The 19,968-nt window shown below is 63.2% G+C and carries 18 protein-coding genes; 9 read left to right on the top strand and 9 right to left on the bottom strand.

What is annotated here, in order from left to right; all coding sequences use genetic code 11:
* Nucleotides 1-129: 129 nt before the first annotated feature.
* Together VPH40_RS01900 and VPH40_RS01895 are read right to left on the bottom strand one after the other, a co-directional pair.
* Nucleotides 130-3,228, bottom strand: coding sequence for an efflux RND transporter permease subunit (locus VPH40_RS01900; RefSeq protein ID WP_328572474.1), 3,099 nt, complete (start codon nucleotides 3,226-3,228; stop codon nucleotides 130-132).
* Nucleotides 3,225-4,388: an efflux RND transporter periplasmic adaptor subunit gene (locus VPH40_RS01895; RefSeq protein WP_099664144.1), complete on the bottom strand. Its 1,164-nt coding sequence runs from the start codon at nucleotides 4,386-4,388 to the stop codon at nucleotides 3,225-3,227. The genes VPH40_RS01900 and VPH40_RS01895 overlap by 4 nt, the downstream gene beginning before the upstream one ends.
* Nucleotides 4,389-4,677: 289 nt before the next feature.
* Between VPH40_RS01895 and hpnC the strand changes: the two genes are divergently transcribed.
* The 6 genes from hpnC to VPH40_RS01865 all read left to right on the top strand — a co-directional run bounded on the left by hpnC (nucleotide 4,678) and on the right by VPH40_RS01865 (nucleotide 9,710).
* Complete coding sequence (gene hpnC, locus VPH40_RS01890) at nucleotides 4,678-5,559, top strand: squalene synthase HpnC (protein ID WP_328572473.1); 882 nt, start codon at nucleotides 4,678-4,680, stop codon at nucleotides 5,557-5,559.
* A gap of 46 nt (nucleotides 5,560-5,605) precedes the next feature.
* Nucleotides 5,606-6,439, top strand: coding sequence for a presqualene diphosphate synthase HpnD (gene hpnD, locus VPH40_RS01885; RefSeq protein WP_077403957.1), 834 nt, complete (start codon nucleotides 5,606-5,608; stop codon nucleotides 6,437-6,439).
* Nucleotides 6,432-7,799 (top strand): hydroxysqualene dehydroxylase HpnE, encoded by a 1,368-nt coding sequence (hpnE, locus tag VPH40_RS01880; RefSeq protein ID WP_328572472.1) that lies wholly within the window; start codon nucleotides 6,432-6,434, stop codon nucleotides 7,797-7,799. The genes hpnD and hpnE overlap by 8 nt, the downstream gene beginning before the upstream one ends.
* 130 nt (nucleotides 7,800-7,929) lie before the next feature.
* On the top strand, nucleotides 7,930-8,085 hold the full coding sequence (locus VPH40_RS01875; RefSeq protein WP_180278542.1) for a hypothetical protein: 156 nt from the start codon (nucleotides 7,930-7,932) through the stop codon (nucleotides 8,083-8,085).
* 19 nt (nucleotides 8,086-8,104) lie between these two features.
* Complete coding sequence (locus VPH40_RS01870; RefSeq protein ID WP_257218618.1) at nucleotides 8,105-8,893, top strand: DUF1700 domain-containing protein; 789 nt, start codon at nucleotides 8,105-8,107, stop codon at nucleotides 8,891-8,893.
* A gap of 10 nt (nucleotides 8,894-8,903) precedes the next feature.
* Complete coding sequence (locus tag VPH40_RS01865) at nucleotides 8,904-9,710, top strand: head GIN domain-containing protein (RefSeq protein WP_328572471.1); 807 nt, start codon at nucleotides 8,904-8,906, stop codon at nucleotides 9,708-9,710.
* Here VPH40_RS01865 and VPH40_RS01860 read toward each other — a convergent pair.
* Entirely contained in the window at nucleotides 9,697-10,947 is a 1,251-nt protein-coding gene (locus VPH40_RS01860; RefSeq protein WP_328572470.1) for a TIGR03862 family flavoprotein, read from the bottom strand. The two genes, VPH40_RS01865 and VPH40_RS01860, sit on opposite strands and share 14 nt — an antisense overlap.
* Nucleotides 10,948-11,102: 155 nt before the next feature.
* On the opposite strand from VPH40_RS01860, the gene VPH40_RS01855 reads away from it, so the two are divergent.
* Nucleotides 11,103-11,345 (top strand): hypothetical protein, encoded by a 243-nt coding sequence (locus VPH40_RS01855; protein ID WP_328572469.1) that lies wholly within the window; start codon nucleotides 11,103-11,105, stop codon nucleotides 11,343-11,345.
* A 47-nt stretch (nucleotides 11,346-11,392) separates the two neighbouring features.
* Here the strand turns inward: VPH40_RS01855 and moaD are convergent, their stop codons facing one another.
* Genes moaD through thrC form a run of 3 tightly spaced genes read right to left on the bottom strand, consistent with a single transcriptional unit; the run spans nucleotide 11,393 to nucleotide 14,365 of the window.
* Nucleotides 11,393-11,647 (bottom strand): molybdopterin converting factor subunit 1, encoded by a 255-nt coding sequence (moaD, locus tag VPH40_RS01850; RefSeq protein ID WP_077403939.1) that lies wholly within the window; start codon nucleotides 11,645-11,647, stop codon nucleotides 11,393-11,395.
* 10 nt (nucleotides 11,648-11,657) lie between these two features.
* Nucleotides 11,658-12,884: a molybdopterin molybdotransferase MoeA gene (locus tag VPH40_RS01845; protein ID WP_328572468.1), complete on the bottom strand. Its 1,227-nt coding sequence runs from the start codon at nucleotides 12,882-12,884 to the stop codon at nucleotides 11,658-11,660.
* Complete coding sequence (gene thrC / locus VPH40_RS01840) at nucleotides 12,884-14,365, bottom strand: threonine synthase (RefSeq protein WP_328572467.1); 1,482 nt, start codon at nucleotides 14,363-14,365, stop codon at nucleotides 12,884-12,886. Before thrC ends, VPH40_RS01845 begins: the two co-directional genes overlap by 1 nt.
* Before the next feature lie 268 nt (nucleotides 14,366-14,633).
* Here thrC and VPH40_RS01835 point away from each other — a divergent pair, with 268 nt between their 5' ends.
* Complete coding sequence (locus VPH40_RS01835) at nucleotides 14,634-15,374, top strand: AAA family ATPase (protein ID WP_305061748.1); 741 nt, start codon at nucleotides 14,634-14,636, stop codon at nucleotides 15,372-15,374.
* Between the two features lie 112 nt (nucleotides 15,375-15,486).
* On the opposite strand, the gene VPH40_RS01830 is transcribed toward VPH40_RS01835, so the two are convergent.
* Genes VPH40_RS01830 through kbl form a run of 3 tightly spaced genes read right to left on the bottom strand, consistent with a single transcriptional unit; the run spans nucleotide 15,487 to nucleotide 19,148 of the window.
* A complete protein-coding gene (locus tag VPH40_RS01830) occupies nucleotides 15,487-16,887 on the bottom strand; it encodes an L-serine ammonia-lyase (RefSeq protein ID WP_328572466.1) in 1,401 nt (466 codons plus the stop codon).
* Nucleotides 16,888-16,935: 48 nt separating this feature from the next.
* Nucleotides 16,936-17,901, bottom strand: coding sequence for an NAD-dependent epimerase/dehydratase family protein (locus tag VPH40_RS01825; protein ID WP_099664155.1), 966 nt, complete (start codon nucleotides 17,899-17,901; stop codon nucleotides 16,936-16,938).
* A 20-nt stretch (nucleotides 17,902-17,921) separates the two neighbouring features.
* Nucleotides 17,922-19,148 carry a glycine C-acetyltransferase gene (gene kbl, locus VPH40_RS01820; RefSeq protein WP_305051811.1) on the bottom strand — a complete coding sequence of 409 codons (1,227 nt, stop codon included), beginning with the start codon at nucleotides 19,146-19,148 and terminating at the stop codon, nucleotides 17,922-17,924.
* A gap of 221 nt (nucleotides 19,149-19,369) precedes the next feature.
* Here kbl and VPH40_RS01815 point away from each other — a divergent pair, with 221 nt between their 5' ends.
* The gene (locus VPH40_RS01815) at nucleotides 19,370-19,945 is read left to right on the top strand and encodes a helix-turn-helix domain-containing protein (protein ID WP_077403922.1); all 576 of its coding nucleotides are present in this window, start codon (nucleotides 19,370-19,372) and stop codon (nucleotides 19,943-19,945) included.
* Nucleotides 19,946-19,968 lie beyond the last annotated feature (23 nt).

Here is a 19,968-nt window from a genome sequence, read left to right as displayed (position 1 = left end):
TTTAACAACTCGGGAGCGATCTGGCTACCGCAGACTCAACGAGCAAGCCCTCGGTAAAGCAAAGGCGGCATTCTACTGGATTTCCCAGAGGAATGCCGCCTTTTTTTGCCTATGCCCTGGCGCTGGCGGCTAGCCTTCTTTTGCGGTCGCCGGCGCCGGCTTCTTGACCCGGAACCAGGCCGCATACAGGGCCGGCAGGAACAGCAGAGTCAAGGCCGTCGCCAGGATCAGGCCGCCCATGATGGCGACCGCCATCGGCCCCCAGAACACGGAGCGCGACAACGGAATCATGGCCAGCGCGGCGGCGGCGGCCGTCAGCACGATGGGACGGCAGCGGCGCACGGCCGAGTCGATGATGGCGTCCCATGGGGCCGAGCCATCGCGGATGTCTTGCTCGATCTGGTCGACAAGGATCACCGAGTTGCGGATGATCATGCCGAACAGCGCGATGACGCCCAGGTTGGCCACGAAGCCCAGCGGACGGTGCAGCAGCAGCAAGGCAAACGCGGCGCCCGCCACGCCCAGCGGCCCCGTCAGGAACACCAGCAGGGAACGCGAGAAACTGTGCAACTGCAGCATCAGCAAGGTGAAGATGATGAAGATGGCCAGCGGCAAGTTCGCCGAAATCGACGCTTCCGCCTCGCCGCTGTCGGCCGCCACACCCTTCACATTGATGCGGTAGCCGGCCGGCAACTTGGCCCGCAAGGCGTCCAGCTGCGGCGCCAGCTGCGTCGACACGGTGGCGCCCTGGATGCCGTCGATCACGTCCGACTGTACGGTAATGGCCCATTCACGCTTGTCGCGCCAGACGACACCCGGTTCCCACACGAAATGCGCGCGGGCCAGCTGCGAAATGGGCACGGACTTGCCCGTCGCCGTCGGAATATTCGTGTCATTCAACACGGAAATCGTCGCCCGCTCTTCCAGTGGCTGGCGCACCTGGATATCGATCAGCTTATTGTCTTCGCGGAACTGGCCGATGACCGTGCCCGACAGGATCGTATTGGCCGCCTGCATCACCGTTTTCGACGTGACGCCCAGCGCGCGCATCTTGTCCTGATCCAGGTCCAGGCGCAATACTTTCACCGATTCATTCCAGTTGTCGTTCACGCCCAAGGTGTTCGGATTGGCGCGCATGATGTCCTTGACCTGGTCGGCAATGGCCCGCACACCGGCCACTTCCGGTCCCGTTACGCGAAACTGCACGGGATACGGTACCGGCGGCCCATTCGGCAGCAGTTTTACACGGCCCCGCACTTCCGGGAAATCTTTCTTGAAGACATCGACGATTTGCTGGCGCAGGCGTTCGCGGTCGGCCAGGCTCTTCGGCAAGACCACCACTTGCGACACGTTGGTCTGCGGGAAGATCTGGTCCAGCGGCAAGTAGAAACGGGGGCTGCCCGTGCCGACATAGCTGGTGACGCTTTCCACGCCGTCGAGCTTGCCCACGAAGGCTTCGAATTTCTTCACCTGCTTTTCATTCGCGGCAAAGGTCGTGCCTTCGGGCGACCACAGTTCCACCATCAGTTCGGGACGGCTGGAATCGGGGAAGAATTGCTTTTCAATAAAGTTAAAGCCGTAGATGCCCAGCGCAAAGATGGCCAGGGTGGCGGCGATCGTCATCTTGCGCCATTCCACGCACCAGGTGACGGCGCGGCGGAAGCGGCGGAAGTTCGGCGTATCGAACAATTCATGGTCGTTGTGCGCGTGCGGTTTGACTTTCAGCAAGACATAGCCGATGTAGGGCGTGAAGACGACGGCCACCACCCACGAGATGATCAGGGCCAGCGCATTGACGGAGAACAAGGAGAACGTGTATTCGCCGGCGGCGGACTTGGCCAGGCCGATGGGCAAGAAGCCCGCCACCGTGATCAGGGTGCCCGTCAGCATGGGCATGGCCGTCGACGTGTAGGCGAAGGTGGCCGCGTCGAAGCGCGACATGCCCTCTTCCATCTTGCGCACCATCATCTCGACGGCGATGATGGCGTCATCGACCAGCAAGCCCAGCGCGATGATCAGGGCACCCAGCGAAATCTTGTGCAAGTCGATGTCGAGCAGGCGCATGAACAGGAAGGTGACGGCCAGCACCAGGGGGATGGTCAGCGCCACCACCAGGCCGGGACGCACGTCGATGCGCAGCGGTTTCGTGTGCAAGCCCAGCGCGACAAAGCTGACGGCCAGCACGATCAGAATGGCCTCGACCAGGGTGTGCACGAACTCGCCCACGGAGGCGGACACGGCTTCCGGCTGGTTCGACACGCGCTGCAGTTCTATGCCGACCGGCAACTCGCTCTTCATGCGCGTGACCGTTGCCTGCAAGGCCTTGCCCATGTCGATGATATTGCCGCCCTTTTCCATCGACACGCCCAGGCCGATCACTTCCTTGCCGTTGAAACGCATCTTGTCCTTCGGCGGATCGATGAGTTCACGTTTCACGGTAGCAAAATCACCGAGGCGGAAGGTGGTGCCGTTGGCGCGCAGTTCCAGGTTTTCCAGGTCCTTGACGGTCAGCATGGCGCCCGTCACGCGCACTTGCAGATTGTCCGTCGGCGTCACCAGCACGCCCGTGGCGTTGATGCTGTTTTGCGCGGACAGTTGCTGCACGATGGCGTCGAAAGGAATGCCCAGCTGGGCAAATTTCTTGTGCGAAAAGACGATATTGATCTTTTCATCCTGCACGCCGAACAGTTCCACCTTCGATACCTGTCCCACGGCCAGCAGTTCCTGGCGCACCTTGTCCGCGTAATCCTTCATTTCCGCGTACGTAAAACCGTCGCCGGACAGGGCGAAGATGGAGCCATACGTATCGCCGAACTCGTCATTGAAGAACGGGCCCACGACGCCGGCCGGCAAGGTGCCCTGGATGTCGCCGATCTTCTTGCGCACCTGGTACCAGGCGGCGGCCGTTTCCTTGGGCGGCGCCGATTCGCGCAGTTCCAGCAGGATCAGGGTTTCGCCCGGCTTCGAATAACTGGTGATTTCGTCGATGTACGGCGTTTCCTGCAGTTTCTTTTCCAGCTTGTCCGTCACCTGCTCGGCCATCTGCAAGGCCGTGGCGCCGGGCCAGTACGCTTGCAGCACCATGGCGCGGAAAGTAAACGGGGGATCTTCATCCTGGCCCAGGCTGGCGTAGCTGAGCATGCCGCCGATCAGCAGCACGGCCATCAAGTAACGCGTCAGCGGGATGTGTTCGAGCGCCCAGCGCGACAGATTGAAGCCGCCCTTCATTTGACCGCACCCACGCTGACGGCGGCGGCACCGGCGGCTGGCTTGCTGGCCAGTTCGGCGCCGAGGATGGTCACTTTCTGGCCCGGCTTGAGCAGGTTGACGCCGGCCGTGACCACGGTCTGGCCCGCTTTCACGCCCGAAGTCAGCAGCAGCTCATTGCCCGCCACGCCGCCCACCGTCACCGGCACCAGCTTCACGGCGCCGTTTTCCACCACCCACACGGAACTTTGCGATTTCTCATTGAACAGGGCCGTCAGCGGTACCTTGATCTGCGGCGTGGCCGTTTGCGAGGCGAACTGCACCACGGCCGTCATGCCCAGGCGCGCCTGCGGCGCGTCCGGGATGCTGACCTTGGCGATATAGGTGCGCGTGGCGGCATCGGCCACGGGCGACACTTCGCGTATCTTGCCCGGCAAGCCCTGCTTCGGGTCGGCCCACAGGCGCACCACGACATCCTTGACGCCGCGCAAGGTCTCGACCTTGTCTTCAGGAATGCCGATCACGACTTCCTTCTCGCCGCTCTTCGCCACTTGCACGACGGGCGCGCCGGGCGCCACCACCTGCCCCACTTCGGCCTCGATGCGCGTGACGACGCCATCGACGTCGGCCAGCAAGCTGGCATAGCCGGACTGGTTCGCCTGGCCACGGTACAGGGCCTGGGCCGCTTCCACGTTCGCCTGCGCCGCCTTGTAGGTGGCGTCCTTGCCGTCAAGCACGGCCTGGCTGACGAAATTTTTCTCGCGCAAATCCTGGTAGCGCTTCAATTCCGCGCGCGCCAGGTCGCGGCTCGTTTCCGCGCTGACGAGCGAGGCCTTGGCCTGCGCCTGCGACAGCTGCAGGTCGGCAGGGTCGAGCTGCATCAGCACTTGCCCCTTCCTGACGCTGGCGCCCACGTCCACCTTGCGCGCGACGATCTTGCCGCCCACCCGGAAGCCCAGCTGCGATACGACACGGGGCACGACCTCGCCCGACAGCTCGGCACTCACGTCAACATTACTGCTAGACAATACGATCGCGCGCACGGGGCGCACGTCTTCCACTTTGACGGCAGGCTTGGAACAAGCCGCCAGGGTCAGCGCCAGGGCGGCGGCGGCAATCAGCCGCAGGGCGGGAAGTGCGGGAGCGCCGGTCTCGCGGCGCAGGGTTTTCAGGGCAAACAAGGTATTTTCCTTTACTATGCGGGCTGCAATATTTTTATGCGGAGAAACTTTTTGCTTGTCCTTTGGGCCAAGCCAAACTTTTTCGCACGCGATATCCTTAAATTTGTGACAATATCAGCTTGGTCATCGCGGGGAGCGATTTTCCCCTAATGACTTTCTGGTTATTAATTATAATCGTGCGTAAAAGTTTTTAGTGACTTTTGCGTCATTAATCTTGAGACGTACAACGTCCGGCCCCATTCCAGCGTGTGAAGGTGCCGGACAAACGCAAGACTAGAGAAGTGTGTTCATGCCTGTAGACCATTACGAAAATTTTCCTGTTGCATCATTTTTACTGCCGCGCCGCCTGGTGCCCGCCGTCGAAGCCATCTATGCCTTCGCCCGCAGCGCCGACGACCTGGCCGATGAGGGCGACGCCACGCCGGCCGAGCGCCTGGCAGCCCTGCACGCCTATGAAGAAGCACTGGGCCGCATGGACCGCCACGAAGGCCATGCCGGCGAGAACGCCGCCATGTTCGAGCGCCTGGCCGCCGTCATCGCCAAACACCAGCTGCCGCTGAAGCCGTTTTACGATCTGCTGTCGGCATTTAAACAGGATGTGGAAACGACGCGCTACGCCAGCTATGACGATGTGCTCGATTACTGCGCCCGCTCGGCCAACCCCGTGGGGCTGCTGATGCTGCACCTGTATGGCGCGGCCGATGAACAGAATGTACGCGATTCCGATGCGATATGTTCAGCTTTGCAACTAATTAATTTCTTGCAAGACGTTGCCATCGACCAGCAAAAAGAGCGCATCTACCTGCCGATGGAAGACTTGAGCCGCTTTGCCGTCTCCGCCGCCGCCTTCGAGCGGCCCGAGGCACACGGCAAGTGGAGCGCCCTGATGCGCTTCGAAGTGGCCCGCACGCGCGCCCTGATGCTGTCCGGTGCGCCGCTGGCCCTGCGCTTGCGCGGGCGCATCGGCTGGGAATTGCGCCTGGTGGTGCAAGGCGGCTTGCGCATCCTCGAATGCATCGAAGCCGTCAATTACGACGTGTTCCGGCGCCGTCCCAAGCTGGAGAAACGCGACTGGCTGATCATTTTCTGGCGCGCCCTGCGCATGTCGCGCAAAAGCTTGCATCAAGAGACACAAGTAAAAACGGCTTTTCCCCCGCCGCCCACTCTGTAAGACGATAGAATAGCGGCTTCGATCTGCAACCCTTGCTCTTTTGACTATGTCTCCCGACGAATACTGCCAACAAAAGGCCGCCCAGAGCGGCTCCAGCTTCTACTACAGCTTCCTGTTCCTGCCCGCCGAGCGCCGCAAGGCCATCACGGCCCTGTACGCCTTCTGCCGCGAAGTCGATGACACGGTCGATGAATGCACGGACGAAGCCGTGGCACGCACCAAGCTGGTCTGGTGGCGCAAGGAAGTCAAGGCCATGTACGAGGGCATCCCCACGCATCCCGTGATGCGCGCGCTGGAACCGCATCTGGCCGTGTATCAACTGGAGGAAAAGCATTTGCAGGCCATTATCGACGGCATGGAAATGGACTTGAACCAGACCCGCTACCTCGATTACCAGGCCATGAGCCGCTATTGCTGGCATGTGGCCAGCGTGGTGGGCATCTTGTCGGCCAGCATCTTTGGCGCGACCCGCCCGGAAACCCTGCTGTACGCGGAAAAACTGGGCCATGCCTTTCAGCTGACCAACATCATCCGCGACGTGGGCGAAGATGCGCGCAAGGGGCGCATCTATTTGCCGATCAGCGAATTGCAGCAATTTAATGTGACGGCGGCCGACTTGCTGAACGCGCGCCACAGCGAAAACTTTGAAAACCTCATGCGTTTCCAGGTGGCACGCGCGCAAAAGGCGTATGACGAAGCTTTCGCGCTGTTGCCGGCCGAGGATCGCCGCGCCCAGCGTCCGGGCCTGATCATGGCCGCCATCTACCGCACCCTGCTCAACGAAGTCGAGCGCGACGGCTACCACGTGCTGAAACAGCGCATCTCGCTCACGCCGATCCGCAAACTGTGGCTGGCCTGGAAGACCTGGGTTCGTGGCTAAGCCTATCGTGAAGCAACGCTACGCCGTCATCGGCGCCGGCTGGGCCGGCTGCGCGGCGGCCATGGAACTGGCGCGCGCCGGCCATGCCGTCACCGTCTTCGAGGCGGCGCGCACCCTGGGCGGGCGGGCGCGCAGGGTCGAGAGAGAAAACACGGTGCTCGACAACGGCCAGCATATCTTGCTGGGCGCCTACACGGAAACCTTGCGCCTGATCAAGCTGGCGGGGCAAGACCCGGACGAACTGATCCTCACGCTGCCCCTGCAGATGCGCTATCCGGCCGGCTCCGGGGGCATGGATTTCATCGCGCCCCGCCTGCCCGCGCCGCTGCACCTGGTCTGGGCCCTGCTGCGCGCCACGGGATTATTGCGCGCCGACAAACTGGCCCTGATGCGCTTTTCCACCGCCATGCGGACGATGGGTTGGCAGTTGTACAACAATTGCACGGTCAGCGAATTGCTGCAGCGCTTCGACCAGACGGACACTTTGTGCCGGCTGATGTGGCACCCGCTGTGCCTGGCCGCATTGAATACCCCGCCCGAGCGCGCCTCGGCCCGCGTCTTCCTCAACGTGCTGCGCGACAGCCTGGGCGCCAGCCGCCGCCGCGCCTCGGACATGCTGGTCCCGAAGGCCGACCTGAGCAGCGTGCTGCCCGACGCGGCCGCCCGCTATGTGGAACAACATGGCGGCGCAGTGCGCACGGGCGCCAAGGTGGCCGCCCTGCAGGCGCTGCCCGACGGTCGCTGGCAAGTCGACAATGGAGATATCTTTGACGGCGTCATCGTCGCCACCTCGTCCGTGCAAGCGGCCGGCCTGCTGCAAGGCTTGCAGGACGCGCGCCTTGATGACGTTATTGCAAAAATGCAAGCCTTCACGCCGGAAGCGATCAGTACCTGCTACCTGCAATACGACGCCTCGGTGCGCCTGGACTTGCCGTTCTACGCCCTCGTCGATACGCCGGCGAACCGGCACTGGGGCCAGTTCGTCTTCGACCGGGGCCAGCTCGACAGCAAACAGGCCGGCTTGCTGGCCGTCGTCATCAGCGCTTCCGGCCCTGCCGCCGAGCAAGGCCACGGGCCGCTGGCACAAGCCATCGCGGCGCAGCTGACGCAAGTGTTGCAGCGCCCTGCCCTGGCCCAGCCCCTGTGGACCCAGCTGATCACGGAAAAGCGCGCCACGTTCGCCTGCACGCCGGACCTGGCGCGCCCCGGCAACGCCAGCGGCGTGCCTGGCTTGCTGCTGGCCGGCGACTACACGGCGAATGACGACCGCACGCTTGACTATCCGGCCACCATCGAGGCGGCCGTGCGCAGCGGCGTGGCGGCGGCCAAGGTCGTCACCACGGGCAAGGCGGCAAAGTAGACTTGACGGTGCATCCTCCCCTGGCGTCGCTCGCCCCCGCGAAATTGCATTCTGTCGCACCGCGCTGGTGCGCTCGCGTGCGCTTGGGTACAGTCTGATCATCGACAACGGCCATGCCACGGGGAATACCATGCACACCACCTTGCACTTGAAAAACAGCTTGAAAGCCCTGGCGCTGCTGGCGGGTGTGGTGCTGGCCACCTTGATCGTCATGCAGGTACAGCAGGCGCCACAGGCACCGTTGCTGCTGAGCCAGGCAAGCATGTTGCTGCCGGCAGTGGGCTGAAGCGGCGGACAGGAAGAATATGATGAACAAGCAAGATTATCTCGACGCGCTGCGGCGCGCACTGGCAGGCTTGCCACCGGACCTGGTGGCCAAGACGCTCGATTATTACGAACAGACCTTCATCGAAGGCGCTGCGGCCGGCCGCAGCGAGCACGAAATCGCCGACGACCTGGGCGACCCGAAAAAAATCGCCCTCACCTTGCGCAGCAGCACCCATCGCCAGGCTTTCGAGCAAAAGAAAACGCCCGTCAACCTGCTGCGCCTGCTTGTCTCGCTGGTGGGCCTGACCATCTTCAACCTGTTCATGGTCGTGCCTGCCGCCGTCTACGCGGCCCTGCTGGCCACCCTGTACGCCGTCGGCCTGAGCTTTTACCTGGCCGGCATCGCCATCACGGCCAGCGGCTTGTCCGGCGCCAACGAACTGGTGCTCGACGGCCCCCTGCGCCACGTCTTCATCCATGACGATGACGGCGGCGAAGGCGGCGAACGGCGCGAAACGCGCATCACCATCGGCGACACGGGCATCGAAGTCGACCACGTGCCCGGCCCCGTCAAAGCCGAGTCCGCACCCGAGGCACCGGGCGCCTCGTCGCGCATGATGGAGCGGGCCGAAGCGCTGGCCGGCGGCGGCATCCGCATCTCCACCGACATGGACCGCGATGCGCGCACCACGCAAACCGTCTTTGGCGTGGGCATGCTGCTCGGCGGCATCGCCATCTTCCTGCTCAGTCTGGTCGTAACGCGCTATACCTTGATCGGCATCAAGCGCTACGTTGCCATGAATGTTTCCCTGCTCAAAGGTCACTAGAAAGGCTGCCATGAAACGCTTGCTCAAAGTTGGCCTGTCCATGCTCTTGCTGGCACTGGTCCTGATCGCCATGTCGTATGCGGCGCTGCGCGCCAAGGGAATCAGCAATCCCAGCAGCGCTGCCGGCCGCGCCGTGCGCAGCGAAACGCGCCCGATTTCCGCCGATATCACCAGCATCGACCTGGCCGGCCCCATCGACCTGGTGCTGCGCCGCGGCGCCACGCCATCGCTGAAGGTCAGCGGCGAACAGCGTTTGCTGTCGAACGTCGACACCACGCAGGATGGCACGACCGTGCATATCGGCCCGAAAGGCATGCTGTTCCACCATCGCCAGCCGCTGCAGGTGGAACTGGTGCTGCCAGCCCTCGTGCGCGTCGAAGTGCACGGCAATGGCGACAGCAAGATCACGGGCTTTTCCGGCGACAGTTTCATCCTGGAATTAACAGGTTCCGGCGACGTCAGTTTCACGGGACGCTACAAGCAGGTACAAGCCACCGTCAACGGCAGCGGCGACCTCGACATCAATGCGGGCAACAGCGACAGCATGGTGCTGGAAATGGTGGGCTCCGGGCGCATCGCCGCCAGCGGCAACACGAAATTCCTGCGCGCCGACCTCAGCGGTTCAGGCGACATCGATGCCGAGCACCTGGCCGCCGACAAGGCCAGCGTCAGCCTGCAAGGCTCGGGCACGAGCACCGTCTTCGTGCGCGACGCCGCCAACCTGACCCTGCGCGGCAGCGGCGACATCCACGTCCACGGCAACCCGCGCCAGCGCGAGACGCAGAAAAGCGGCTCGGGCGAAATTACCTGGCACTAACGTTCTCTTCCAGCCAGCTGACCGCCTGCTCGCCGGCCGCCTTGCCTTGCGCCAGGCAGGCCGTCAGCAGGTAGCCCCCCGTCGGCGCTTCCCAGTCCAGCATTTCCCCCGCCAGGAACACGCCCGGCATGGCGCGCAGCATGCTGCCATCGATACCTTCGAAGTCCACGCCGCCGGCGCTGCTGATGGCTTCATCGATGGGGCGCGGACGCTGCAAGGTGACGGGCAGCAGCTTGATGGCGGCGGCCAGCTTGGCTTCGTCGGCAAAGTCGGCGGCACTCAGGCATTCGCGCAGCAAGCCCGATTTCACGCCCTTGATGCCCAGGCGGCTGTTCAGGTGGCTGGACATGGAGCGGGCGCCGCGCGGGCGCGTCACTTCCTCGAACACGCGTTCATGACTGTGATCGGGCGCCAGGTCGAGCCAGATGGTGGTGCTGCCCTCGGCGGCGATCTGCTCGCGCAGCGCGGCCGACAGCGCGTAGATCAGGCTGCCCTCGACGCCGCCCGCCGTGATGACGAACTGGCCCTGGCGCTTGATCGTCAAGCCATCGATATCGCGCGCCGTGATGGCCACGGTGGTCAGCGGCTCGCCCGCATGACGGCTGCGGAAATACTCGCTCCAGTCCACATCGAAGCCGCAATTGGCCGGCGCCAGGGGCGTCACGGCCACGCCGCGCTCTTGCAGCAGCGGCACCCAGGCGCCGTCCGATCCCAGCCGCGCCCAGCTGCCGCCGCCCAGCGCCAGGATCACGGCGTCGAAAGCGAATAGCCGTTCGCCGTCCGGCGTGGCGAAGGCCAGCTGGCCGTCTTGCCAGCCCGTCCAGCGGTGGCGCATGTGAAATTGCACGCCCGCTTCGCGCAGGCGGTGCAGCCACGCGCGCAGCAAGGGCGCCGCCTTCATGTCCGTCGGGAAGACGCGGTTCGAGGAGCCGACAAAGGTTTCCACGCCCAGGCCATGCACCCAGTCGCGCACCTTTTGCGGGCCGAACTGGTCCAGCGCCGGTTTCACCCGGTGCGCTTGCCTGGCGTAGCGCGAGACAAAGGCCTGGTAGCCCTCCGCATGCGTGATATTCATGCCGCCCCGCCCCGCCAGCAGGAATTTGCGGCCGACGGACGGCATGGCGTCGAACAGCTCCACCCTGGCTCCCTGGTCGGTGGCCGCCTGGGCGGCCATCAGGCCGGCGGGGCCGCCGCCGATGACGGCGATGTGAAACGGAGGGGAACTGGTTTGGGTCATGGCGAGCTGGAAAGACGGTGAAAACCCCGGCATTTTAGTCGAGATAAGGCCGGCGGATGGCAAGAAGGCCGAAAAATGATGCATACTGCGCGGACATGCTGCAGCGATCGGCACTTCGACTTCACGAGACAACGCGACGACAAGAGGAGAAACACATGGGCGCAGGATTCTGGATTTCCCGTTATTTGCTGGCCAGTTCGATTTTATTCATCATCCTGACGGTGGTCGAGTACAGCAAGGGCACCACCAGCCGCGCCGACATCCTCAGCGCGCTGGCCTGGTCGCTGGTGGCGTCAGCCATCTTCATCGGCTCGAAATACTGGCGCTACAAGAAAGCCATCGCCTGCGCCACCTGCGGCGATACCACGGCCAGCAAGCCGAAAACCAAGGTACCATGAAAAAACGGCCACTTCGATGAAGTGGCCGTTTCATTTGGCGCGCGGGATCAGCCGCCCGTCACGGGCGGGAAGAACGCCACTTCGTCGCCGTCGCCTGTCACGGTATCGGCATCGCACATCACCTGATTATGCGCCATGCGCAGCGCGCGGCCCTGCGCCAGCGCATATTCCCAGTTGCCGCCACGGGCGATCAGCAGGGCCCGCACCTCGCCCACCGTCAGCGGCCCGGCCACTTCCAGTGCTTCCTGGCCCGTGCCCACCAGCTCGCGCACGCTGGCAAAAAATCGCAGATTGATCTTCATCAAGACTTCCTTAGTACAGCAATTCGTTAAACGGGATAAACCGCAGCATGTCGCCGCGCGCGATCGACAGCCCCGGCGGGCAATCGATCAAGCCGTCGCCCCACACGGTGGACGTCAGCACGCCCGAACTCTGGTTGGCGAACAGTTCCAGCTCGCCTTCGTCATTGACCTTGGCGCGCAGGAATTCGTTGCGCTTGTCCGCCTTCAGGCGTTCAAACGCGGCCGGCAGCTTGTAGCTGCGCGGCGCCAGGCTCCCCGCCACGCCCTGCAGGCGCAGGATGAACGGGCGCACGAACAGCAAAAAGGTGACGAAGCTGGAGACGGGATTGCCGGGCAAGCCGACAAAGAACGCGTCCTGCACTTCGCCAAACGCCAGCGGCTTGCCCGGCTTGACGGCGATCTGCCACATGTTCAGCCGCCCTTCCGCTTCCACGGCCGGCTTGATATGGTCTTCCTCGCCCACGGACACGCCGCCCGAGGTGATGATCAAATCATTGCCCTGGGCCGCCTGGCGCAGCACGGCGCGCGTCGCTTCCAGGCTGTCGGGCACGATGCCCAGGTCCGTGATCTCGCAGCCCAGATTTTCCAGCAGGCCGCGCAAGGTAAAACGGTTCGAGTTGTAGACGGCTCCCGGCGCCAAAGGCTCGCCCGGCATGGCCAGCTCGTCGCCCGTGAAGAACACGGCCACGCGCAGCTTGCGCAGCACCGGCACTTGCGCCAGGCCCACCGAGGCGGCCAGGCCCATTTCCTGGCTGCGCAGGCGCCGGCCGGCGCCGAGGACTTCGCCGCCGGCGCGGATATCCTCGCCCTGGCGCCGCACCCATTCGCCGGCGTGCGGCACGTGATTGACCGTCACCACGCCATCAAGCAAGGTGCACTGCTCCTGCATCACGACGCAATCGGCGCCGTCCGGGATCAGGGCGCCCGTGAAGATGCGCGCCGCCGTCCCCGCTTGCAAAGGCTGGCCCACGTGGCCGGCCGCGATGCGCTGCGACACGGGCAGGCTGGCCGCGCCGCTGGCGCAATCCTGCGCGCGCACGGCGTAGCCATCCATCTGGGTGTTGTCGCGCTCGGGCACGTTCAGGGTCGAGGTCTGCGCGGCCGCCAGCACGCGGCCGTTGGCGCGCATGGTGTCGACCAGCTCCACGTCAGCCACCGGGCGCGCCGCGCCCAGCATGAAGGCTTGCGCCTCGGCCACCGACAGCATGGGTTTGCGTACAGTGCTCGCGTCTGTCATCACAGTCCCGTGTTCGAGGCGATGTATGCCTTCATTTTTTCCACGTCCGCATCCATCACGACGAACTTTTGCGGCAAGTCTTCGATGTTTTCGAAGCCGGCCGGGCGCTCCGCATCCACGCCCAGCGCTTCGAGGATGGTTTCGTTGAACTTGGCCGCCAGCGCCGTTTCCAGCACGATCATCGGCACGTTCGGCTCCAGGTGCTCGCGCGCCACCTTGATGCCGTCGGCCGTGTGCGTGTCGATGGTGATGCCATAGTCGTCGGCCACGTCGCGGATGGTGTCGAGGCGGTCCTGGTGCGTGGACTTGCCCGACTTGAAGCCATATTTGGCCACCAGCTTGAACTCGTCGCCATCGCTGCCCGGCTTGCCGGACAAATCGAAGCCGCCGTGCGTTTCCACTTTCGTGAACAGCGCGCGCACGCGCTCGCTGTCGCGGCCCACCAGGTCGTAGACGAAGCGCTCGAAGTTCGACGCTTTCGAGATATCCATCGACGGGCTGCTCGTATGGTACGTTTCGGCGGACTTGCGCACGCGGTAGACGCCCGTGCGGAAGAATTCGTCGAGCACGTCGTTTTCATTCGTCGCCGCCACCAGTTTCGAGATCGGCAGCCCCATCATGCGGGCGATGTGGCCGGCGCAGATATTGCCAAAGTTGCCAGACGGCACCGTGAACGACACTTTCTGCTCGTTGCTGGTGGTGGCCGCCAGGTAGCCGCGGAAGTAATACACGACCTGCGCCACGACGCGCGCCCAGTTGATGGAGTTGACGGTGCCGATCTTCTGTTTTGCCTTGAACGGCAAGTCGTTCGACACTGCCTTGACCATGTCCTGGCAATCGTCGAACACGCCTTCGACGGCGATGTTGTAGATGTTCGGGTCTTGCAGGCTGAACATCTGCGCCGTCTGGAACGCGCTCATTTTCTTGTGCGGCGACAACATGAAGACGCGGATGCCCTTCTTGCCGCGCATCGCGTACTCGGCCGCGCTGCCCGTGTCGCCCGAGGTGGCGCCGAAGATATTGAGTTCGGCGTCGTGCTTGGCCAGCGTGTATTCGAACAGGTTGCCAAGCAGCTGCATGGCCATGTCCTTGAAGGCCAGGGTCGGGCCGTTCGACAACGCCTGCAGGATCAGGGTGGTCGATCCGCCCTTGACGACGTTTTCTTCGAGCACGCGCAGCGGCGTGATGTCGGCCGCGTTTTCGCCGGCGCGGGCGTTCTTGTAGACTGCCTTGGTATAGGTTTTCGCCGTCAGTGCCTTCAGGTCCGCGGCCGGGATATCGGTGGCGAACTTCTTCAGGATTTCGTAGGCCAGGTCGGCATACGACAATGTGCGCCAGGCGTTGAGCTCGGCACCAGTGACTTGCGGGTAGTGTTCAGGGAGATACAGTCCGCCATCGGGGGCCAGGCCGCCCAGGAGGATGTCGGAGAATTGCTGCGGATTCATTGGCGCTTTATCAGCGCGGGTAGACACGTAGTGCATAGATTTGAAGAGTCCAGTTGAGCTGAGTGCGGTTGATCATGAATGGCAGCGGATATTATAGTGCCAGCCGCCGTCCAAGGCGAATCGCGTGGCGCACGCCGGTTGCCGGCGTGACAATTGGAGAGCCATGCTGTTGTCAAACCACACATAATGCTTGAGATCAAGGCAGGTGGACATGGCCTGTGTGCGCACTGGCGCGCGCCGCCAATTTGCGCCACACTGCAGCTGTTACCCCGGAGCGGGGCCACTATGGAGTCGAAAACCGGCCATGTCGCTGAGTAAAAAACCGTATTTGCAAAGCGCCGCGCTGCGCCCTGACGCCGTCGTCGACCTGGACCACTATCCGTTCACCATTCCCGCCATCCGCGATTTCGTGCACATGGACTTCCACCGCGACGTGACGTTTTTCGTGGGCGAGAATGGCAGCGGCAAGTCGACCATGCTCGAAGCGCTGGCCGTGGCCCTCGGTTTCGGCAAGGATGGCGGCACGCGCAACGTGCGCATCGCCCTGCCGTCGGACGCGGAATCGGGCTTGCATGCGCACTTGCGCCTGAGCAAGAGCTATAAAAAACCCGAGGACAGTTATTTCCTGCGCGCCGAAAGCTTTTTCAACGTCGCCACCTACATGGACGACATGCCGGAATACCTGGCCAGCTACGGCGGCAAGTCGCTGCACGCGCAATCGCACGGCGAAGCGTTCATGGCCACCCTGATCAACAAACTGCGGGGAAAAGGCTTGTACCTGCTGGACGAACCCGAGGCGGCCCTGTCGCCCAGCCGCCAGATGGCGGCATTGTCCGTGATCCACCAGCTGGTGCAGGACGACTCGCAATTGATCATCGCCACCCATTCGCCCATTCTGCTGGCCTATCCGAATGCGAAAATCCTCAGTTTTACGGGCGGCGGCATCCACGAAGTGGCGTATGAAGACACGGAACACTACGCCGTGACGCGCGATTTTTTGAATAACTACCCCAGGAGGCTGGAGCAGTTGTTTGAGGAGGAGTGAGGGTGATGGCTTGCTGCCATGGTGATGTCGGCTTACGCCTGTTTGAGGAGGAGTGATGCCATAAGCTGCAGCGGAAATCTGGGGTCAGACCCGGCGGGTCTGACCCCGGCACTTAGCAGGCTGCATGGTTGACGGTGATTACATGCACGGCCAGCCCGCCCAAGGACGTTTCCTTGTACTTGTCCTGCATGTCCGCGCCCGTCTGGCGCATGGTTTCGATGACTTCGTCGAGGCTGACGAAGTGCGTGCCGTCGCCCTTCAGCGCCAGCGAGGCAGCCGTGATGGCTTTCACGGCGCCCATGCCGTTGCGCTCGATGCAGGGAATCTGCACCAGGCCGCCGATAGGGTCGCACGTCATGCCCAGGTGGTGCTCGATGCCGATTTCGGCCGCGTTTTCGATTTGCTCGTTGGTGCCGCCCAAGGCCGCCACCAGGCCGGCCGCCGCCATGGCGCAGGCCACGCCCACTTCGCCCTGGCAACCCACTTCGGCGCCCGAGATCGAAGCATTGCGTTTGCACAACATGCCGATGGCGGCCGCCGTCAGCATGAAGCGGCGCACGCCGCCGACCGGGTCGCTGGGGCGGCAATCCTGCGCGTAGTAGCGCAGCACGGCCGGGATGATTCCGGCGGCGCCGTTGGTCGGCGCCGTCACCACGCGGCCGCCCGCCGCGTTTTCCTCGTTGACGGCCATTGCGTACAGGCTGACCAGGTGCACGGCGTCGTGCGGCAAGTCGTTGGCGCGGTTATCGGATGCTTTCGCTTCCTGCGCCAATCGCCACAATTTTGCGGCGCGGCGCTTCACGTTCAAGCCGCCCGGCAGGTTGCCCGTCGTTTCCAGGCCGTGCGCGATGCAGTCGCGCATGACGTGCCAGATACGGTCCAGGCCCTCGTTCAATTCATCGTCGCTGCGCTTGACGCATTCGTTCGCGCGCAGCATTTCCGGGATCGACAGGCCGCTTTCCACGCCGTGCGCCAGCAACTGCTCCATGGTGTCGAAAGGGAAGACGACCCGCGCGCTGGCGGCCGACTCCACGGCCGCTTCGGCTTGCGCCTCGCCCGCTTCGCGGATAAAACCGCCGCCGATCGAGTAATACACCTTGTCGACCCGGCTGCCGTCCGCCAGTTTCAAGGTAAAGCGCATGCCGTTCGGATGTTCGGGCAGGGATTCGCTCTTGTGCCAGATCAAGCCCGTGGCGGCCGTGAACGGCACCACGTGCGTGCCCAGCAAGGCAATCTCGCCGGCCGCCTCGATGGCGGCCAGCTTGGTGTCGACGGCATCGGGCGCCACGTCTTGCGGCGTCTCGCCCATCAGGCCCAGAATGACGGCTTTGTCAGTCGCATGGCCCACGCCCGTCAGCGCCAGCGAGCCATACAGGGCCGCCTCGACGCCCACTACCTGGTCCAGCGGACCGTATTCGACCAGAAAACGCCGCGCCGCCACCATCGGCCCCACAGTGTGGGAACTCGACGGCCCGATGCCGATCTTAAACAGGTCAAATACGCTCATGTCCATGTAGTGTCTCTTTATATTAGTATGTTTTTATGCAAGCGGGTTCGTACTTCAGGCAGCCTTGGCCGCATGGCCCACATCGACATTGGCCAGCATGTCCGTGACCATCTGCTCGACGCCGATCTGCGCCTTCCAGCCCCAGTCGGCGCTGGCCTTGCTGTCGTCCAGGCTTTGCGGCCAGCTGTCGGCGATGGCCTGGCGGCTGTCCGGCTTGTAGCTGATCTTGAAGTCCGGGACCATGCGCACGATGGCCTTGGCCAGCTGCTCGGGGTTGAACGACACGCCGGCCACGTTGTACGAGGAGCGGATCTTGATTTGGGCCACAGGCGCATCCATCAGTTCGATGGTGGCGCGGATGGCGTCGGGCATGTAAATCATCGGCAAGGTGGTGTTCGCATCGAGGAAGCAGTCATAGCGCTCGCCGCGCAAGGCCGCATGGAAGATGGCAATGGCGTAATCGGTGGTGCCGCCGCCCGGAGGCGATTTGTAGCTGATGATGCCCGGGTAGCGGATGCTGCGCACGTCCACGCCGTACTTGTTGAAGTAGTACTCGCACAGGCGCTCGCCGGCCAGCTTGCTGATGCCGTACATCGAGGTCGGGTCCATCACCGTCATTTGCGGCGTGTTCACTTGCGGCGTGTTCGGGCCGAAGGCGGCGATCGACGACGGCCAGAAGATGCGCAGCGGCTTGCCCGCTTCGCCCCGCTCGCGCGCCAGCTCCAGGATATTGAGCAAGCCGTCCATGTTCAGGCTCCACGCCTTCAACGGCGCCGCTTCGCCCGTGGCCGACAGCATGGCCGCCAGCTGGTACACCTGGGTGATGCCTTCGTCGGCGATGATTTTCGCCAGGCCGTCCTTGTCCAGCACATTCAATTGCGCATAGCGCTTGGCCTGGTACAGATTATTCGTGCCGATGTCGCTGGCGATGACGTTGTCCGCGCCGTGCTGCTGCGCCAGTGCGCCCACCAGTTCACTACCGATTTGGCCGTTTGCGCCAATGACTAAGATGCGTTCCATGCTATTTTCCTGAATTCCTGTTAGTTGGTAGTGGTCGTGGCGGTCAGCAAACCGAGTTCCTTGCCAGCCTGCTCGAATGCGGCCAGCACTTGCACCAGCTGTTCGCGGGTGTGGGCGGCCGACAGCTGCACGCGCACCCGGGCCTGGCCCATCGGCACGACCGGGTAGAAGAAGCCCGTCACCAGCACGCCCAGTTCATACAGGCGGGCAGCGAATTTCTGTGCCACGGGAGCGTCGAACAGCATCACGGGAACGACAGGATGGGTGCCAGGCTTGATGGTGAAGCCGATGCGTTCGATCTCGCTGCGGAAGAAGGCCGTGTTTTCATGCAGGCGGTCGCGCAGTTCCGTCGACTTGGCCAGGCGCTCCAGTACCGACAGCGAGGCGCCGGCGATCGATGGCGCCAGGGTGTTCGAGAACAGATAAGGGCGCGATTTCTGGCGCAGGGTGTCGATGACTTCCTTGCGCGCCGACGTGAAACCGCCCATGGCGCCGCCCAGGGCCTTGCCCAGGGTGCCCGTGATGATGTCGATGCGGCCCATCACATTGTGGTGTTCGTGCGTGCCGCGGCCCGTCGCGCCCATGAAACCGGAAGCGTGGCATTCGTCGATCATCACCAGCGCGCCGTACTGGTCGGCCAGGTCGCAGATCTTGTCGAGTTGCGCGATCGTGCCATCCATCGAGAATACGCCGTCCGTGACGATGACTTTATGGCGCTTGCCGGCGGCGACGGCCGCTTTCAGCTGCACTTCCAGGTCGGCCATGTCGTTGTGGGCGTAGCGGTAGCGGCCAGCCTTGCACAGGCGGATGCCGTCGATGATGGAAGCGTGGTTCAGCGCATCCGAGATGATGGCGTCGTTTTCATCGAACAGGGGCTCGAACACGCCGCCGTTGGCGTCGAATGCCGCCGCGTACAAAATCGTGTCTTCCGTGCCCAGAAAAGCGGAAATCGCCTGTTCCAGTTCTTTATGCACGGTTTGCGTGCCGCAAATAAAACGCACGGACGACAGGCCGTAGCCATACTTTTGCGTGGCGGCAATAGACGCTTCCTGCGTCTGCAGGTCGCCGGACAGGCCCAGGTAGTTGTTCGCACACATATTGATCAGGGTACGGCCATCGTCGCACACCACTTCGGCGCCCTGGCGCGAGGCGATCACGCGCTCGGGCTTATACAAGCCCTGTTGGCGCAGTTGATCGAGATTCTGTTGCAGACCGCTGAAAAAGGTGTTCTTCGCTTGCTCGCTCATGATGATCCTTGTGTGTCCCTGTTGTATGTGTGCTATCCGGGTGAGCTCAGTTGCCATATGGAAAAGCGTCCGCTTGACCGGTGCGCGCACAATGCTGTACCGTGAAGCGCTGTTTGAAGTCTACACGTTTCCGTGTTTTTCCTCAAAATCCACTATTTCGAACTGAAATTCAATATAGTGGATATTACCCAAGCCTTTTGAACTTTGCAAGCCACCTGCCGATGAAAACCAGCGTTTCGACCAATTCTCCGCCCGAAGTGGGTGCCACCCTGCAACGGTTGCGCCTTGCGCGCGGCCTGACACTGGAGGATTTGTCGCGCATCGCGGGCGTCTCGAAGTCCATGCTGTCGCAGATCGAGCGCGAAAAAGCCAATCCCACCATCGCCATCACGTGGCGCCTGGCCAACGCCCTGGGCGTGCAGATTGGCGAATTGCTGTCCAGCGCGGAAAAAGCCGTGGAAACCATCCGCATCACGGACGCCCACGAAACCCCCACCCTGCCCGGCGACCACGCGGGCTACGTGCTGCGCATCCTGGGACCGATGGAACTGGCCGGCAAATATGAATGGTATGAGGTGACCCTGGCGCCGGGCGGCGAGCTGGCGTCGCAGCCGCACGATCCGGGCACCACCGAACATTTGACGGTGATCCACGGCAACCTGGAACTGGAAGTGGGGACGGCGAAGAAAAAGGTCAAGAATGGCGGCACGGCCAGGTATCCGGCGGACTTGCCGCATACGATACGCAACCTGGGCAAGACGGAAGGAAAAGCGCTGCTGGTGGTGATCCACCGCTAGTGGCCACCAGAAACGCGGCGTAC

Origin of the sequence: Janthinobacterium sp. P210005 (assembly GCF_036231865.1) — a bacterium.
Taxonomy (GTDB): Bacteria; Pseudomonadota; Gammaproteobacteria; order Burkholderiales; family Burkholderiaceae_D; genus Janthinobacterium; species Janthinobacterium kumbetense.
The sequence above is the reverse complement of the archived record's forward strand: the minus strand, read 5'-3'. Positions and strand labels throughout refer to the sequence as shown.

What these genes read in the sequence shown, in the direction of transcription:
- hpnC (WP_328572473.1), top strand. Translation starts at nt 4,678, where the DNA reads ATGCCTGTAGACCATTACGAAAATTTTCCTGTTGCATCATTTTTACTG.
- VPH40_RS01845 (WP_328572468.1), bottom strand. Translation starts at nt 12,884, where the DNA reads ATGACAGACGCGAGCACTGTACGCAAACCCATGCTGTCGGTGGCCGAG.
- VPH40_RS01870 (WP_257218618.1), top strand. Translation starts at nt 8,105, where the DNA reads ATGATGAACAAGCAAGATTATCTCGACGCGCTGCGGCGCGCACTGGCA.
- VPH40_RS01875 (WP_180278542.1), top strand. Translation starts at nt 7,930, where the DNA reads ATGCACACCACCTTGCACTTGAAAAACAGCTTGAAAGCCCTGGCGCTG.
- kbl (WP_305051811.1), bottom strand. Translation starts at nt 19,148, where the DNA reads ATGAGCGAGCAAGCGAAGAACACCTTTTTCAGCGGTCTGCAACAGAAT.
- moaD (WP_077403939.1), bottom strand. Translation starts at nt 11,647, where the DNA reads ATGAAGATCAATCTGCGATTTTTTGCCAGCGTGCGCGAGCTGGTGGGC.
- VPH40_RS01860 (WP_328572470.1), bottom strand. Translation starts at nt 10,947, where the DNA reads ATGACCCAAACCAGTTCCCCTCCGTTTCACATCGCCGTCATCGGCGGC.
- VPH40_RS01815 (WP_077403922.1), top strand. Translation starts at nt 19,370, where the DNA reads ATGAAAACCAGCGTTTCGACCAATTCTCCGCCCGAAGTGGGTGCCACC.
- hpnD (WP_077403957.1), top strand. Translation starts at nt 5,606, where the DNA reads ATGTCTCCCGACGAATACTGCCAACAAAAGGCCGCCCAGAGCGGCTCC.
- VPH40_RS01835 (WP_305061748.1), top strand. Translation starts at nt 14,634, where the DNA reads ATGTCGCTGAGTAAAAAACCGTATTTGCAAAGCGCCGCGCTGCGCCCT.
- VPH40_RS01855 (WP_328572469.1), top strand. Translation starts at nt 11,103, where the DNA reads ATGGGCGCAGGATTCTGGATTTCCCGTTATTTGCTGGCCAGTTCGATT.
- thrC (WP_328572467.1), bottom strand. Translation starts at nt 14,365, where the DNA reads ATGCACTACGTGTCTACCCGCGCTGATAAAGCGCCAATGAATCCGCAG.
- VPH40_RS01900 (WP_328572474.1), bottom strand. Translation starts at nt 3,228, where the DNA reads ATGAAGGGCGGCTTCAATCTGTCGCGCTGGGCGCTCGAACACATCCCG.
- VPH40_RS01825 (WP_099664155.1), bottom strand. Translation starts at nt 17,901, where the DNA reads ATGGAACGCATCTTAGTCATTGGCGCAAACGGCCAAATCGGTAGTGAA.
- VPH40_RS01830 (WP_328572466.1), bottom strand. Translation starts at nt 16,887, where the DNA reads ATGGACATGAGCGTATTTGACCTGTTTAAGATCGGCATCGGGCCGTCG.
- VPH40_RS01865 (WP_328572471.1), top strand. Translation starts at nt 8,904, where the DNA reads ATGAAACGCTTGCTCAAAGTTGGCCTGTCCATGCTCTTGCTGGCACTG.